The sequence below is a fragment of the Alteriqipengyuania triglochinis genome (assembly GCF_054655655.1).
The window spans coordinates 454,123-469,622 of sequence record NZ_BAAHNC010000001.1 but is presented as its reverse complement, the minus strand read 5'-3'; the positions used below and the strand labels follow the sequence as shown (position 1 = coordinate 469,622).

The window sequence follows — 15,500 nt, the reverse complement described above, 5'->3', positions numbered from 1 at the left end:
CCATCGGCAAACCGCTTGTAATAGGGGGTTCATGCAGGCTGAAGCCGATCAGGATGAGCTCACGGGGCTCGCGAATGCGGCATATGCCCGTGCGACCTTGAAACAATGGCTCGGCCAGGACGAGACGCACGTCCACGCCATGCTCGTGGCGCTGGGCCGTTTCGACAGCGTGAACGTGGCCCACGGACTCCTCGCAGGCGATTTCGCGCTGACCGAGACCGCGCGCAGGATCACCCATTTCGCTCAGGACGAATTCGCCGGTGGCGCGTGGTTCGCCGCGCGGCTCGACGGGGGCAAGTTCCTGCTCGCCACCCGGGAGCCGTGCAGCCGGGAGCGGTGGCAGTTCCTCGCCGAGGCGCTGGCCGACGGGATCGCCCAGCCGCTGGCAGGGGCCAGCGCCGGGCTGCCGCAGCTATGGCCGCATGTCGCGCTGATCCGGGCGCTGGCCGGGGACGATCCTGCCAGCGTGCTGGGCCGTCTCGGCGATGCGCAGATCGGCCTGAAGGGGGAGCCGGGGCGGCGGATCGTGTGGATCGATCGGGACGAAGCGCCCGCGGGGATCAACACCGCGCAGGTCGAGGCCGCGCTGCGCCACGCGCTCAACGAAGGGGCGGTCTCGTTGCGGTTCCAGCCGCAATTCGCGCTGGCCGATGACCGGATGCTCGGCGCGGAGGCGCTGGTACGGTGGGATCAGCCGCTGCTGGGCCTGATCGGCGGCGAGACTTTGCTGCGCATTGCCGCGCGGGCCGATCTCACCACGCAGCTGACCCGGCGGGTGTTCGGGGCGGCGCTGCATGCGGTGCTGGACTGGCCCGAGGGTCTCAAGTGCTCGATCAACATCACCGCCGCCGATCTGGCGGTCGCGCGCTTTCCCAACGAAATCCTCGACATGGTGAGCGACATGGGGGTCGATCCGACCCGGCTCACCCTCGAAATCACCGAACAGGCGCTGCTCGGCGATCTGGACCTTGCGGCGCGCTCGCTCGGCCTGCTGCGCGACGCGGGGATGCGGATCGCGCTCGACGATTTCGGCGCGGGCTTCTGCAATTTCGGATACCTGAAGTTCCTGCCGCTCGACATCCTCAAGCTCGATCGCATCATGCTCGACGGGGTGGGCGAGAACCCGCGCGACCGGGCGGTGCTGCGCGCCATGGTCGCGATGGCGCGCGCGCTCGATCTCGAAGTGGTGGCCGAGGGGATCGAGAACGAGGCCCAGCGCCGGATCGCGGCAGAGGAAGGCTGCAGCGCCTATCAGGGTTTCCTGCGGTCGAAGCCGCTGACCCAGCAGGATTTTCTCGCGCTGGCGCGCGAGAGGTAGCGCAGCCTCCGGGGGCATGCCCAGGAAGCTGCGCCAGCAATCGGCCGGAACCTAGTCCGCTGCGGCGGGGGCTGCGGGCACCTCGGCATTCTTCACGTGCGTGTCGAACCAGTCGAACATCTCGTGCAGCGTGTGGAGAACCGACTCGCGCCCGCGATAGCCGTGGTCCTCGTGCGGGAGCATCACCAGTCGTGCGGTGCCACCGGTGCCCTTGACCGCCGCGAACATGCGTTCGGACTGCTGCGGGAAGGTGCCCGAGTTGCTGTCGTTCGTGCCATGGATGAACAGGATCGGCTCGTTGATCTTGTCCGCCGCCATGAACGGGCTGAGCATGTAGTAGGTGTCAGGCGTATCCCAGAAAATCCGTCGTTCGGACTGGAAGCCGAAGGGCGTCAGCGTGCGGTTATACGCGCCCGATCGCGCGATCCCGGCCTTGAAGATGTCGCTCTGCGCCAGCAGGTGCGCGGTCATGAACGCGCCGTAGCTGTGCCCGCCAACGCCCACGCGCACCCCGTCACCGAAGCCGCGTTCGACCGTGAAATCGACCGCTGCCTGGGCGGAGGAGACGATCTGTTCGATGAAGCTGTCGTTCACCGTTTCGGGATCGTCGCCGATCACCGGCATCGCCGCCCGGTCGAGCACGGCGTAGCCCTGGGTCAGGAAGAACAGGTGCGAATAACCGCCGATGCGGGTGAAGCGGTATGGCGAATCGCGGTTCTGGCTGGCGGTGGCGGCGTCGTTGAATTCGCGCGGATAGGCCCACACGACGACCGGGAGCTTGTCGCCCTCCTTGTAGTCGGGCGGCAGGTAGAGGGTAGCCGTCAGCTCCACTCCGTCGGCCCGCGTGTAGGTCACCAGTTCGCGCTTGATCCCGGTCAGTTCGGGATGGGGATCGGGGAAATCGGTCAGGAAGCGGTCCTGCCCGTCCGCATACAGCTTGATGTTGCCGGGGTTGGTCGGGCTCTCGTACTCGGTCAGGAATTCGCTGCCATCGTCGCTCAGCACGTCGATCACCGATTCCAGATGCTCGCCCGAACTGCGCCACAGCTCCTCGGTTTCCAGCGTGGTCAGGTCGAAGCGGCGAAGGAACGGGCGCAAGCCCTCAGGCGTCGCGCCGGCGCCGGTCAGCAGCAGCTTCCCGTCGACATTGCGCGCCACCTTGAAGCCGCGGTCGGTATAGGTGTCCAGCGGGCTGCCCGGGTCGCTGTAGGCATCCTGCACATTGCGCAGGTTGAGCACGCGCGGCGGGTTGCTGCCCGTCACGTCGACCAGCGTCTGGCGCACTTCGCGCGTATCGCGGTCGTAGTCATAGGCGATGATGTCGTCCGTCCCCTCGATCCCCTCCGAGCCGGAGGCACGATCCTCGAGCCTTGCAAACACGCGTCCCTCGCCTTCGAAGGGTGCGGCCAGCGCGAGGAGATTGTCGCGGTTGTCGCTCTCGACGCGCGGATCGCCGCCGTCCTGCGCCTCGGCCCAGATCAGCAGCGCATCCTCGGTCGGGTGCCACTGGATATTGCGCCGGCCGGTCACCACACCCTGCACGGGCAGCGCGTCGGCCAGCGGTTGCTCGGCGATGGTCTGGACCAGCCGGCCGTCCTTGGTGAAGACGGCGGTGGTCGTCGGGAAGCGGTAGTAGGGCACCTGGTAGGAGAACGGCTTTTCGAGCCATTCCATCAGCAGGTATTCGCCATCGGGCGAGGGGGTGACGCTGGTGTAGACCCGCGGCGTGCCGATCGCGCGCTTGCCGGTGCCGTCGGCGTTCATCACCATCGGCTGGCTGGTCGTCAGCCACTCGAACAGCGCCTCGTCATACGGATTTTCGAGCAGGTCCTGATAGGTACGGGTCTGCGCCTCCGCCCCGCCGGAAGCGTCCTGGATCGCCGGACCTGCGGGGGTGAGCGATTCGACCGGCCGGGTCCCGCGGCCTTCGGGAATGGTCAGCATTAGCAGCGATCCGTCGGGCATCCAGCGCGGCGTCTGGAAGATCGGATTGACCCCGCCGGTCATGATCTTGCGCGCGGTCGCGGTCTGCGTGTCGAGCACGTGCAGGTCCATCGCATCGGCGCGGGTATTGGTGAAGACGACCATCGACCCGTCGGGCTTCCACGAGATATCCGCGACGTCCGCCTCGGCCGGCAGGGCCACCTGCCGCACGGTGCCGCTCTCGATATCCTGCAGGGTGAGGCCCACGGTCGCGCGCGTGCCGTAGCGATCGTTGATCGCCGCATCGAGCCGCAGCCCGGCGAGCTTTTCCATCGGCTTGGCAAGTTCCGCGACCGGCGGCAGCGCCTCGCGCTGGAGCAGCAGCATCTGGTCGTTATCGGGTGAAACCGACACGCCCGGGCTGGGCGCGCGGGTCACGATGTCCGTCACGTCCTGCGGCGGCGTCTGGTAACCCTCGTCCTGCGCCAGCGCAGGCGCGGCAGTCGTGGCAAGGCCGATAGCAAGCGCAAGCGCGCTTGCCGCGAATTTGGTCGATCGCATCAAGATAGTCCTCCGTTCGTGCGAGTGCTTCGCCCAAACCCGACCGCGGATCAAGGCGGCAGGCCGTCGCCGGAGCCGGAGTTTTTCTTAGCTGGTGGCACTGGACCGGTGCTGGCATGATCGGAGTGGTTCGAGGGCAGGCGACGATGAAACGATTTCTGATTTGCTTCACGATGGCGAGCCTGGCGCTTGGCGCGCCGGCTTCGGCACAGGAGATGGCGCTCGACAGTGTGGACGTGCCCACGAGTGGCGAGATCGTGGAGCTTGCCATACCCTCCGCACCCGGCGTCGTCATCGCTGGCACATTGCGGTTGCCGAAGGAGCGAGGCGAGGGGCCGTTCCCGCTGGTGATCTCGATGTCAGGCGACGGGCCCAATCCGCGCGGCGGTTACCACCTGTTGTCCGAACGGTTGCTGGCCGAAGGCATTGCCACGTTCGAATACGACAAGCGCGGTTCAGGCGCGTCCGCCGGCACCTTTGCGCCGTTGCTGACCGAAGCGGCGGAAGATGGCGTGCGGTGTTCGAATATCTGCACGCCAACCCGCGTGTCGATCCGGCCCGGATCGCGGTGACGGGGCACAGCGAAGGCGCGGCGGCCGCGCCGATGTTTCTGCGCGATCGGAATGACCTTGCCGCTTTCGTGTCGCTGGCTGGTCCGGCGGGGAAGCGTGGGCAAATGTTCCGCGATTCGCTGGCCGCATCACTGGTGGCCTCCGGCAAGGATGCGGAGAAGGCGCGGGCGGCAGGGGAAGCGGTTGGCAGATATCTGGAAGGACGGATCGCCGGGCTCGACGAGGCGAGTCTCGCTGCGCTGCGCGCCGCTGCCGTGGCAGCGTTCGAGCAGGTCGGCTTCGACCGGGTCGCCGCGCCGGCCACGCTCGCCAGCATCGACACGCGGCAGATCCAGCAGATGTATGCCCTCGACCCGTCCGACAATCTGTCGCGGCTGCGCGCGCCCGTGCTGATGGTCTACGGCTCGCGCGATCTCATCGTGCGCCCCGACACCAGCGTGGAGCCCGCGGTCGATGCGCTGCGCGCCAATCCCGATGCTGCCGTCGTCACCATAGGCGGGGTCGACCACTGGCTGATCCGCTCGCCCGACGGCGAGGCCCGGCCCGATATGGGCTGGCCGGTCTCGGCACCTGAAGTGCTCAACCTCGTCACGGCGTGGCTGGTCGCGCGGCTCCAGCCAGAAGCGCGCTAGGCCGGGGCCTTTTCACCTTTCTTCGCCCGCTTGCCTGCTCTTTGGGCGATCGCGCTCAAGCCCTTGGTCAGCTGGAACAGGCCGTTGAGGCGGCTTTGCGGATCGCCCCACGCGCGGTTGACCACCAGCTTCATGTCGGGCCGCAGCTTCACCGCTTCGGCGCGCTTGTCGACATAAGCCAGCAAGCCCACCGGATCGGGGAAGTTGTCCTGGTGGAATGTGACCAGCGTGCCGCGCGCGCCGACATCGATCTTGGCGATGTTGGCGGCGATGGCCTGATGCTTGATCTCGATCAGGCGGACAAGGTTCTGTGTGGCCGAAGGCAGTTCGCCGAAACGGTCGATCATCTCGGCCGCCAGCCCTTCGATCTCGGCCTTGTCGCTCGCCTGGTTGAGACGGCGGTAGAGCGCCATGCGCACGGCGAGGTCTGGCACGTATTCCTCGGGAATCATGATCGGCGCATCGACCGTGATCTGCGGGCTGAAATCTTCGGCCGGTTTCTCCAGTCCCATCTCGCCCGCCTTGGCGGCGAGGATCGCATCCTCCAGCATCGACTGATAAAGTTCGAAGCCGACTTCGCGGATATGGCCCGACTGCTCGTCGCCCAGCAGGTTGCCCGCGCCGCGAATGTCGAGATCGTGGCTGGCCAGCTGGAAGCCCGCGCCCAGGCTGTCGAGATCGCTCAGCACCTTGAGCCGCTTCTCCGCGACTTCGGACAGGGCCTGATCCTCGGGCGTGGTCAGATAGGCATAGGCACGCAGCTTCGCGCGGCCCACGCGGCCGCGCAGCTGGTAGAGCTGGGCGAGGCCGAAGCGGTCTGCACGGTGGATGATGATCGTATTGGCGCTGGAAATATCGAGCCCGCTTTCGACGATCGTGGTCGACAGCAGGACGTCGTATTTCTTCTCGTAATAGGCGCTCATCCGGTCCTCGACCTCGCTCGGGCTCATCTGGCCGTGTGCGGGGACGACTTTCACCTCGGGCACGTTTTCGTGCAGCCACGCTTCGAGGGCCTCCATGTCGGAGATCCGGGGCACGACGATGAAGCTCTGCCCGCCGCGATGGTGTTCGCGCAGCAGAGCTTCGCGGATGACCATGTCGTCCCATTCCATCACGTAGGTCCGCACGGCGAGGCGATCGACCGGCGGGGTCTGGATAGTGGAAAGTTCGCGCAGGCCGGTCATCGCCATCTGCAGCGTGCGCGGGATCGGCGTGGCGGTGAGCGTCAGCATGTGGACGTCGGCGCGCAGCGTCTTGAGCTTTTCCTTGTGGGTCACGCCGAAACGCTGTTCCTCGTCCACGATAACGAGGCCCAGGTCCTTGAACTTCGTCGACTTGCTGAGGATCGCGTGCGTGCCGACCACGATGTCCATCGTGCCGTCGGCCAGCGCGTCGCGCGTTTCGCTCGCTTCCTTGGGCGGCACGAGGCGGCTGAGGCGCCCGATCTTGAGCGGGAAGCCAGCAAACCGTTCGCTGAAATGCTGGAAATGCTGGCGGGCGAGCAGGGTGGTCGGTGCCACGACCGCGACCTGCTGGCCGCCCATCGCCGCGACGAAAGCGGCGCGCAGGGCAACCTCGGTCTTGCCGAAGCCGACATCGCCGCAGACGAGCCTGTCCATCGGCTTGCCGCTCTCCAGATCGCGCAGCACGTCCTCGATCGCGCGCTCCTGATCGTCGGTTTCCTCCCACGGGAAACGGTCGACGAACTGGTTGTAGCTGGCTTCATCCGCTTCGAGCACCGGCGCTTTCTTGAGCGCGCGGGCAGCCGCGGTGCGCATCAGCTCGCTCGCGATTTCGCGGATTCGTTCGCGCAGCTGGGCGCGGCGCTTCTGCCATGCCTCGCCGCCCAGCCGGTCGAGCATCACGGCTTCCTCGGACGATCCGTAGCGCGAGAGGACTTCGAGGTTCTCGACCGGAATGTAGAGCTTGTCGCCGCCCTTGTACTCCAGCATCACGCAGTCGTGCTTGGACTTGCCGACGGTGATCGGTTCGAGGCCGAGGTACTTGCCGATACCGTGCTCGGTATGGACCACCAGGTCACCGCGCGAGAGCGCTTGTAGCTCGCTCAGGAAGGCATCGGAATCCTTGCGCTTCTTGCGTCGGCGGACCAGCCGGTCGCCCAGCAGGTCCTGCTCCGTGACCAGCTCGATATCGTCGGTGGCGAACCCGCTGTCGAGCGGAAGGATCATCGCCGTGGCAGTGCCCTTGGCCGCCTTGCCGAGCGCTCCCTGCCAGCTATCGGCGAGCGTGACGCTGGTGCCCGCCTCGCCGAGGATCGAGGCGATGCGCTGGCGGCTGCCCTTGGAATAGGCGGCCAGCAGCGGGCGCTTGCCAGCCTTGGCGATGGCCTTGAAGTGTTCGGCAGCGGCCTCGTACACATTGTCGCCGCGGGCACGCTCGGGCGCGAAATCGCGCGCGGAGCGGAAGCCGAAATCGATGACCGTCTCGCTCTCGGGCTCGTCGAACCCGGTTGCGCGGTGGACCGGCCGCTGGTCGAGCACGGTGCCGATCTCGTCTTCGCTCAGGTAGAGCGCTTGCGGGTCGAGCGGGCGGTAGCTGCCCGCCTTCTGCCCGGCAGTTTCGGTGCGCGTGCGGCGATATTCGGAGATGTCGGCGATCCGCTCATCGAACGCGGCCAGCGCGCCGACGTCGATCACGACGGGGTCGCTATCGCCCAGATGGTCGAACAGCGTTGCCAGCTTCTCCTCGAACAGCGGCAGCCAATGCTCCATGCCTGCCTGCCGCCGCCCCTCGCTCACCGCTTCGTAGAGCGGGTCCTGCGTGGCATTGGCGCCGAACCGCTCGCGATAGCCGGAGCGGAAGCGCTTGATCGTCGCGTCCTCCAGCAGCACCTCGCTGGCGGGCAGCAGCAGGAAGGAATCGAGCGTGCCGGTGGTACGCTGGGTCGATGGATCGAACAGGCGCAGGCTTTCCAGCTCGTCCCCGAAGAAGTCGAGCCGCAGGCCCTGGTCGAGGCCGGAAGGGAAGATGTCGAAGATCGACCCGCGCACCGCGAATTCGCCCGCGTCGATCACCGTGTCGGTGCGGCTGTAGCCCTGCTTTTGCAGCAGCTGGGTCAGGCTTTCGTGGCCGATATGCACGCCCGGCTTCAGCTCGCGCACCGCCTCGCGGATGCGGAACGGGGTGAGCATGCGCTGCAGAACCGCGTTGGCGGTGGTGACGAACAGTTGCGGGGCGTCCTTCTCGGCCTGCAGGCGGTGCAGGGCGGAGAGGCGCTGGGTGCTGATCGAAAGCGCGGGGCTCGCGCGGTCATAGGGCAGGCAGTCCCACGCGGGGAATTCGATGACCGAGAGTTCGGGCGCGAAATAGCGTGCGGCATCGGCGACGGCGCGCATCGCGGTATCGTCGGGCGCGATGAACACGGCGCGGCGGGCGCCATTCTTCTTCTGCGCCGCGCGGGCGAGGTCGGACATGACGAGCGGCTGGGCCCCGCGCGCCAGCTGCGCAAAGGTGAGCGGCTGCTGCGCGGAAAGGATGCGGGAAAGGTCGGGCATTATGGTCTAATCCGGTCCGGGCCGCGCGGTTTCCGCGCAAACGAAAAGAACCCCCTGCTCGGCCGAGAAGGGGGTGGGTTGTGTCTGGGTTGTCGACTAGCGGCCCGGTGGGGCATGCGCCAGCCTTAACGGGCGCGCGCTAGCGCGGGATGTCCCTATCGCGGAATATCGACGTAATCGAGCTTCTGCATGATGACGATCCGCTTGCCCTGCATTTCCTCCGGCACGGGCTGCGTCTTGAGCGCCCAGGCCATGATGTCGACATCGTCGTAATCGAGCAGTCTTTCGAACCAGACGAGGTCTTCCTCGGCCCAGTCGGCGTGGTAGCGATCGAAATAGCCGCCGATCATGTAATCGGCTTCGCGCGTGCCGCGGTGCCAGCTGCGGAATTTCGCGCGGGCGAGGCGGGCTTCGAAGGTGGGGGAGGTCATGAGCGCCCTTTAACCCCTACGCCTTCATTCGTCATCCCTGCGCAGGCAGGGATCCAGATGACGTTGGCCGGGGTAGCAATATCGACAGGTTATCTGGACCCCCGCCTGCGCGGGGGTGACGAGGGGTTTTTCGCTGGGGTAGAGGACACGCATGCGCCCCGAAATCCTCAATCCCCTGTTTGCCGAGGTCGACACGCTCGACGGGGTCGGCCCCAAGCTGAAGAAGCCGCTCGAAAAACTGCGCTGCACGCGGGTGCGCGACCTCGCCTATCACTGGCCCGACCGCTTCGTGACGCGCCGCCCGGTCGACAATCTGGACGAGGCGGGCGAGGGCGAGCAGATCATCGTCGCGCTGACCGTGACGGAGCACCGCGCAGGTGCATCGCGGCGCGCGCCGTACAAGATCCTCGCGACCGACAGCGCGGGCAACATGCTGGCGCTGACCTATTTCGGAAGGTCGAGCTACACCGCGAAAAAGCAGCTGCCGGTGGGCGAGAAGCGCCGCGTGGCGGGCAAGCTGGAACGCTATGGCGACATGCTCCAGATGGTCCATCCGGACCATGTGCTGACGATGGAGGACGCCGCGCTCGGCCCAATGCGCGAACCGATCTACCCGCTGGCCGAAGGCCTCACCCAGCCGCGCATGGCGAGCCTCGCGGCGCAGGCGCTCGAGCGGCTGCCAGTGGTGCCCGAATGGATCGAGCCGGGCATGTTCGCGCAGCAGAAATGGCCCGCCTGGGCCGACGCGCTGCGCAGCGTGCACGCGCGCGACGACGAGACCGCGAAGGACCGGCTCGCCTACGACGAGTTGCTGGCCAATGCGCTCGCGCTGCAACTGGTGCGCGCGGATAACCGCCGCAAGCGTGGCCGTCCGCTGGCAGGCGACGGGAGCCTGCGCGACAAGCTGCAACTGCCGTTCCCGCTGACCGGAGCGCAGGAGCGTTCGATCCGCGAGATCGAAGGCGACCTCGCGCAGGACGCGCCGATGCTGCGCCTGCTGCAAGGCGATGTCGGCGCGGGGAAGACCGTGGTGGCGCTGCACGCAATGTTGGTGGCGGTGGAGGCAGGCGCGCAGGCGGCGTTGCTGGCGCCGACCGAAATCCTCGCCCGCCAGCATTTCGAGACGCTGCGCGAGATGGCGCGACCCACCGGGGTCGAGGTCGCGCTGCTGACAGGCCGCGACAAGGGCCGGGCGCGCGAGAGCATCCTGATGGGGCTGATGGATGGCAGCATCCAGATCGTCGTCGGCACGCACGCGATCTTCCAGGAGGCGGTGCAGTACCGCGACCTCGGGCTGGTGGTGGTGGACGAACAGCACCGCTTCGGTGTGTCACAGCGGCTCCAGATGGCGGGGAAGGGCAAGCGCCCGCCGCACACGCTTTCGATGACCGCCACCCCGATCCCGCGCACGCTGACGCTTGCCAACTATGGCGAGATGGAGGTCAGCCGGCTCGACGAATTGCCGCCCGGCAGGCAGGCGATCGATACCCGTGTGGTCGGGATGGATCGCCTGCCCGAAGTGGTCGAGGCGGTCGGGCGGCATCTCGCGAGCGGGCAGCAGGCATACTGGGTGTGCCCGATGGTCCGCGATGAAGAGGACATGGAGAAGGCCGCCGCCGAGCAGCGCTACGCTGCGCTCAAGGCGCGCTTCGACGATGCCGTGGTGATGGTCCACGGGCAGTTGGACCCCGAGGTGAAGGACGCCGCAATGGCGCGCTTCGCCAGCGGGCAGGCGAAACTGCTGGTCGCGACCACCGTGATCGAGGTCGGTGTCGATGTGCCCGCCTCGACCCTGATCGTGATCGAACAGGCGGAAAGCTTCGGCCTCGCCCAGCTCCACCAGCTGCGCGGGCGCGTGGGGCGGGGGAGCGAGAAATCGGTCTGCTTGCTGCTGCGCGGTAACCAGCTGTCCGAGACCGGCCAGCGCCGCCTCGCGCTGATGCGCGAGACGCAGGACGGGTTCCGCATTGCCGAGGAAGATCTGGAGCTGCGCGGCGGGGGCGAACTGCTCGGCACGCGGCAGTCGGGCGACACGCCGTTCCGGATCGCGACGCTGGAACAGATGCAGCGCTTTCTCGACCCCGCGACTGCCGATGCGAAACTGCTGATGGATCGCGACGCCGGGCTGGAAGGCGAACGCGGCGAGGCCGCGCGCATCCTGCTCTACCTGATGGAGCGCGACATGGGCGTGCGCACGCTGCGGGGTGGGTGAGAAAAACTCCCCTCCCTTTGGGGAGGGGTTCTTCCCCATCGGCCTCGGCACACCCCCACCCAGCCTCCCCCTCAAGGGGGAGGAGCATATAGTCTCGTACCTCAGCGAGGATTTTCCTACTTCACCCGCACAGGCTAGGGTGGCGGCAGCTCTTTCGCATTGTCGTCCACCTCGCGCACGCACGCAGAATTTCGCGGCCCAAAAGCGAAAAGTGTTACTCGGCGTCGCCTAACCCGATGAGAGGTAATGATTTTCTGAGGGTGACACCTGGGTGACACGTGTCACCCTCTGTCACCTCTATCGTGTCACTCCCCTCCCTTGGGGGAGGGGTCGGGGGTGGGGGCTCCAAGCCATCGGTCCTCGCACACCCCCACCCAACCTCCCCCTCAAGGGGCAGGAGTTCAGTTCGGCACCGACAACCGCTCCACCAGCGCCCCCGCCGCCGCGTCGACATCTTCCCAAGTCGCCTCGAACTGCTCCTCGCCGTCATGGTACGGGTCCGCGATCGCCGCGCCCTCGCGCCCCGGCACGAGGTCCATCAGCAGTGAGACATGCGCGCGCGATCCCTCGGGCCGCAGCGCTTCGATATTGCGCAGGTTCTGGTGATCCATCGCGAAGATATGCGTGAAGCGCTCGAAATCCTCGACCGCAAGCTGGCGGCCCGCATAGCCCGAGATGTCGATCCCGTGCTTTGCCGCTTCGTCAACGCTGCGCGGGTCGGGCGGGCTGCCGACGTGATAGTCCGCCGTGCCGGCACTGTCGGCCTCGGCGTCCAGTCCTGCCTTCTCCGCAGCGTCGCGAAACGCAGCTTCGGCAAGGGGAGAACGGCAGATATTGCCGAGGCAGACGAACAGGATCGCGGGTTTTTGCATTCCGTCGGCGTACTGGACGCACAATGATGCGCGCAATAGGGATTACCGCAAACAAGGGGAACCCAGTCACCATGAAGCACCTGCTTGCCGCCACCGCACTCGCCCTTACCATCGCCAGCCCGCTGACGGCCGGACCGGTGGAGGATTACACCGAGCTGCGCGAGGACGTCTGGCAGGACATGCTCGACGACAATCCCACGCTCGCCACCTCGGTGGGCGATCGGCGCGGGGACGGGCAGTTGGGCGACCTGAGCATGGCCGCCTATGATCGCAACGTCGCCGAAGACCGCGCCTTCCTCGCGCGGCTGAATGCCATCGACGAAAGCGCGCTGCCCGAGGATCTGCGGGTGGACTATGCGATCCTCAAAAGCTCGCTTGAAGACGGGATCGAGGGTTCGCAGTTCGATCAGACCCGCTACGTCCTGTTCACCAATCGCGGCGGCTGGTTCAGCTGGATCGCATCGCTGCCTTACGGCTCACCGTTCTTCACCAAGGCCGACTACGAAAGCTACGTTTCGCGGCTCGAAGCGTATGGAGCGCAGAATGCTGCCGGGATCGCCCGCAGCAGCGAGGCGGTGGCGCGCGGGCTGACGCAGGCATGCGGGCCGATGGAAGGCGTCGAGGACCAGATTACCGGCCAGATGGCGGACAGCCCCGAAGAATCGGCATTCTGGCGCCCCTTCGAAAAACGCCCCTCGACCATTTCGGAAAGCGACTGGGCAGCCTTGCAGGCGCGCGCTCGGGCGGCGCTGACCGATGTGGTGTTCCCCGCCTACGAAGACTTCCTCAGCTTCTATACCGAGGAATACGTGCCAAAATGCCGCGCCGGCCTGCCCGGTGTCGCCGAAACCGCCAATGGCGATGACTACTACGCCTACCGCGTGCGCAGCTTCACTACCACCGACATGACGCCGCACCAGATCCACCAGCTGGGCTTGTCCGAAGTAGCGCGTATCCGGTCCGAGATGGAAGAAGTCGCCGCCGAGGCTGGCTTCGACACCCGTGAGGCCTTCATCGAACACCTGCGTACCGACCCGCAATATTACATGACCGATGCGGGCGCGTACCAGCGCTACGCCGCCGCGCTCGCCAAGGAAATCGACGGCTGGCTGCCCAAGCTGTTCGGCACGCTCCCGCGCCTGCCCTATACCGTGCTGCCGATCCCGGCGGCGCAGGCTCCGGGCAACACCACCGCCTATTACGAACCCGGTTCCCTGCAGACGGGGCAGGCGGGCATCTACCGCGTCAATCTGACCGAGCTCGACCAGCGGCCCTTGTGGGAACTCCCCGCGCTCGGCGTGCACGAGGCGGTGCCGGGGCACCACCTCCAGATCGCGTTGCAGCAGGAACTCGACCTGCACCCGCTACGCCGCAACGGCACTTTCTTCACGGCCTTCGTCGAGGGGTGGGGGCTCTACTCCGAGCGCCTCGGGATCGAGATGGGGCTCTACGATACGCCCGCCAAGCAGATGGGACGCCTGAGCTACGAGATGTGGCGCGCGGCGCGGCTGGTGGTCGACACCGGCCTGCATTCGAAGGGTTGGACCAAGCAGCAGGCGGTCGATTTCATGACGGACAACACCGCGCTTTCGGCGGCCAATATCGACGCCGAGGTCAACCGCTACATCACCTGGCCGGGCCAGGCGCTCGCCTACAAGATCGGCGAGCTGAAGATCCGAGAACTGCGCGGGCGTGCGGAAGAGGCACTGGGCGACCGGTTCGACCTGCGCGCGTTCCACGATGCGGTGCTGGAGAACGGGGCGGTGCCGCTGGATGTGCTGGAAGAGCACATCGACCGCTGGATCGCGGAGCAGGCTTCCTAGCGAACTCTCGGAAGTCCGCTCGTCCTGAGCTTGTCGAAGGGCGAGTGGTGAGCGGAGTGCCTGTTCGCGCTTCGACAAGCTCAGCACGAACGGAGACGGTTAGCGGAATTCTGCCTTGGTTTAGACTTCCGTCCGCGCCAGCACATCGCGCACGATGGCGTGAATATTGACCACCGCGCCGATCCGCGCGCCGAGCAGCGCCGTGCCGCTGACCTTGCGCTGGACGAACAAGGTCTCGGCGGGCGGGATGTGCCAGATGGCCTTGTCCTGCGCGATGGCCATGCCCTCGTCGCGCAACGCTGGCACGAAGCCCCGGTCGCCGAAGTCGAAGGGGGCATCCTTGGCCATTTCGCCGAGGATAATCGCGATCATCCGGTCGATGGCTTCGCCATGCTTTTCGATCACGGCGGGTGACATGAACTCGGCGTCGATCGCACCTTGGCGCACGCCCGCATGGTCCCGGTCGAGCCCGGCTTTCAGCAGGTTGCGGTAGGATTGCTGCACATCGGGATCGACCTCGCGCGTCGCTCCGAAATCGAGCAGCACAATCTTCCGGTCGGCCTCGCGATAGCGGTAGTTCGCGAAATTGGGGTCGGTCTGCATCAGGCCCCATTCGAACAGTTCGCGCGCGACCAGTTCGATCAGTTCCGCGAACACGCTGTCGCGCACTTCCTGCGGCTGGTCGCGCAGGTTTTCGACCGGGCGGCCTTCTTCGTACGACATCGCAAGGATGCGATCGCGGGTCAGCTCTTTGTCGAGTGTCGGCACCACGAACGCCTCGTGCCCGGCGAGAAGTTCGCCGTAGCGCTGCATCATGCGGCCTTCCCGGCGGTAGTCGGCTTCCTCGTGCAACTGCTCCTTCGCTGCCGCCAGCAGGGGAGCGATGTCGAGTTCCTTGGGAAGAAGACCGGTGACGCGCAGCAGCGTCGCGACGTTATCGACATCGGAATCGATGCTCTGCGCGACGCCGGGATATTGCACCTTGATCGCCAGCGTGCGCCCGTCGCGGGTCAGCGCGCGGTGAACTTGGCCGATGCTTGCGGCGGCGATCGGTCGTGGTTCGAAGCGACGGAAATTGGTGCGCCAGTCGCTTCCCCATTCCTCGGCCAGCACCCGGTCGAGCTGGCGCGGGGGCATGAAATCGGCATTGTCGCGCAGCTTGGCGAGGATTTCGGACAGCTCGGGCGGCAGGGCATCGCCCGCGTCCATCGAGAGCATCTGGCCCATCTTCATCGCCGCGCCGCGCAGGTGGGACAATCGTTCGGTCAGGCGGCCGATATTGCCGGGAGTGAGGACGAGGTCGTTCATCCGCACCCGCTCGCCCGAGGCGACGCGGCGCGCGCCTTCGACCAGCATCCCGCCCGCGACGCCACCGGCGAGCCGTCCGAAGCCGCTCAGGCGCCCGAAGCGGGAAGAGGGGACGGCGCGATGCCGTCCCTTGTCGTCATCCTCCCGCGCCATGTCGCCAGCCTTAGGCGTAGTTCACGTAGAGCGAATAGATCAGGCCGGGGATGTAGAAGATCAGCGTCAGGACCAGGCTGATGAGGAATTGCGTGCCCAGGCCATGCTTCAGCGCGACGCCGAGCGGGGGTAGAAGAATCGTGGCGATGAGGATGATAATAGGCATTTAGGTAGTTCTCC

11 protein-coding genes are annotated in these 15,500 nt (G+C 66.5%); 5 read left to right on the top strand and 6 right to left on the bottom strand.

Annotated elements, in window-relative coordinates; genetic code table 11:
* Positions 1–31: 31 nt before the first annotated feature.
* Entirely contained in the window at positions 32–1,318 is a 1,287-nt protein-coding gene (locus ACYQ0L_RS02360; protein ID WP_459787321.1) for an EAL domain-containing protein, read from the top strand.
* Positions 1,319–1,369: 51 nt separating this feature from the next.
* On the opposite strand, the gene ACYQ0L_RS02355 is transcribed toward ACYQ0L_RS02360, so the two are convergent.
* Complete coding sequence (locus tag ACYQ0L_RS02355) at positions 1,370–3,802, bottom strand: S9 family peptidase (protein ID WP_459787320.1); 2,433 nt, start codon at positions 3,800–3,802, stop codon at positions 1,370–1,372.
* 146 nt (positions 3,803–3,948) lie between these two features.
* Here ACYQ0L_RS02355 and ACYQ0L_RS02350 point away from each other — a divergent pair, with 146 nt between their 5' ends.
* On the top strand, positions 3,949–4,374 hold the full coding sequence (locus ACYQ0L_RS02350; protein WP_459787319.1) for an alpha/beta hydrolase family protein: 426 nt from the start codon (positions 3,949–3,951) through the stop codon (positions 4,372–4,374).
* Positions 4,320–5,006, top strand: coding sequence for an alpha/beta hydrolase family protein (locus ACYQ0L_RS02345; RefSeq protein WP_459787318.1), 687 nt, complete (start codon positions 4,320–4,322; stop codon positions 5,004–5,006). Before ACYQ0L_RS02350 ends, ACYQ0L_RS02345 begins: the two co-directional genes overlap by 55 nt.
* On the opposite strand, the gene mfd is transcribed toward ACYQ0L_RS02345, so the two are convergent.
* Positions 5,003–8,521 (bottom strand): transcription-repair coupling factor, encoded by a 3,519-nt coding sequence (gene mfd, locus ACYQ0L_RS02340; RefSeq protein ID WP_459787317.1) that lies wholly within the window; start codon positions 8,519–8,521, stop codon positions 5,003–5,005. The genes ACYQ0L_RS02345 and mfd overlap by 4 nt on opposite strands.
* A 155-nt stretch (positions 8,522–8,676) precedes the next feature.
* The gene (locus ACYQ0L_RS02335; RefSeq protein ID WP_459787316.1) at positions 8,677–8,952 is read right to left on the bottom strand and encodes a succinate dehydrogenase assembly factor 2; all 276 of its coding nucleotides are present in this window, start codon (positions 8,950–8,952) and stop codon (positions 8,677–8,679) included.
* A gap of 151 nt (positions 8,953–9,103) precedes the next feature.
* Here ACYQ0L_RS02335 and recG point away from each other — a divergent pair, with 151 nt between their 5' ends.
* Positions 9,104–11,164, top strand: coding sequence for an ATP-dependent DNA helicase RecG (recG, locus tag ACYQ0L_RS02330; RefSeq protein WP_459787315.1), 2,061 nt, complete (start codon positions 9,104–9,106; stop codon positions 11,162–11,164).
* Positions 11,165–11,565: 401 nt separating this feature from the next.
* On the opposite strand, the gene ACYQ0L_RS02325 is transcribed toward recG, so the two are convergent.
* A complete protein-coding gene (locus ACYQ0L_RS02325; RefSeq protein WP_459787314.1) occupies positions 11,566–12,036 on the bottom strand; it encodes a low molecular weight protein-tyrosine-phosphatase in 471 nt (156 codons plus the stop codon).
* A gap of 71 nt (positions 12,037–12,107) precedes the next feature.
* On the opposite strand from ACYQ0L_RS02325, the gene ACYQ0L_RS02320 reads away from it, so the two are divergent.
* Complete coding sequence (locus ACYQ0L_RS02320; protein WP_459787313.1) at positions 12,108–13,859, top strand: DUF885 domain-containing protein; 1,752 nt, start codon at positions 12,108–12,110, stop codon at positions 13,857–13,859.
* A gap of 120 nt (positions 13,860–13,979) precedes the next feature.
* Here the strand turns inward: ACYQ0L_RS02320 and ACYQ0L_RS02315 are convergent, their stop codons facing one another.
* On the bottom strand, positions 13,980–15,320 hold the full coding sequence (locus ACYQ0L_RS02315) for an ABC1 kinase family protein (protein WP_459787312.1): 1,341 nt from the start codon (positions 15,318–15,320) through the stop codon (positions 13,980–13,982).
* Positions 15,321–15,330: 10 nt separating this feature from the next.
* Complete coding sequence (locus ACYQ0L_RS02310) at positions 15,331–15,486, bottom strand: YqaE/Pmp3 family membrane protein (RefSeq protein WP_459787311.1); 156 nt, start codon at positions 15,484–15,486, stop codon at positions 15,331–15,333.
* Positions 15,487–15,500 lie beyond the last annotated feature (14 nt).

Coding starts and splice junctions, on each gene's coding strand:
- ACYQ0L_RS02315 (WP_459787312.1), bottom strand. CDS start 15,320: ATGGCGCGGGAGGATGACGACAAGGGACGGCATCGCGCCGTCCCCTCT.
- ACYQ0L_RS02310 (WP_459787311.1), bottom strand. CDS start 15,486: ATGCCTATTATCATCCTCATCGCCACGATTCTTCTACCCCCGCTCGGC.
- ACYQ0L_RS02335 (WP_459787316.1), bottom strand. CDS start 8,952: ATGACCTCCCCCACCTTCGAAGCCCGCCTCGCCCGCGCGAAATTCCGC.
- recG (WP_459787315.1), top strand. CDS start 9,104: ATGCGCCCCGAAATCCTCAATCCCCTGTTTGCCGAGGTCGACACGCTC.
- ACYQ0L_RS02360 (WP_459787321.1), top strand. CDS start 32: ATGCAGGCTGAAGCCGATCAGGATGAGCTCACGGGGCTCGCGAATGCG.
- ACYQ0L_RS02325 (WP_459787314.1), bottom strand. CDS start 12,036: ATGCAAAAACCCGCGATCCTGTTCGTCTGCCTCGGCAATATCTGCCGT.
- ACYQ0L_RS02320 (WP_459787313.1), top strand. CDS start 12,108: ATGAAGCACCTGCTTGCCGCCACCGCACTCGCCCTTACCATCGCCAGC.
- ACYQ0L_RS02350 (WP_459787319.1), top strand. CDS start 3,949: ATGAAACGATTTCTGATTTGCTTCACGATGGCGAGCCTGGCGCTTGGC.
- ACYQ0L_RS02355 (WP_459787320.1), bottom strand. CDS start 3,802: ATGCGATCGACCAAATTCGCGGCAAGCGCGCTTGCGCTTGCTATCGGC.
- mfd (WP_459787317.1), bottom strand. CDS start 8,521: ATGCCCGACCTTTCCCGCATCCTTTCCGCGCAGCAGCCGCTCACCTTT.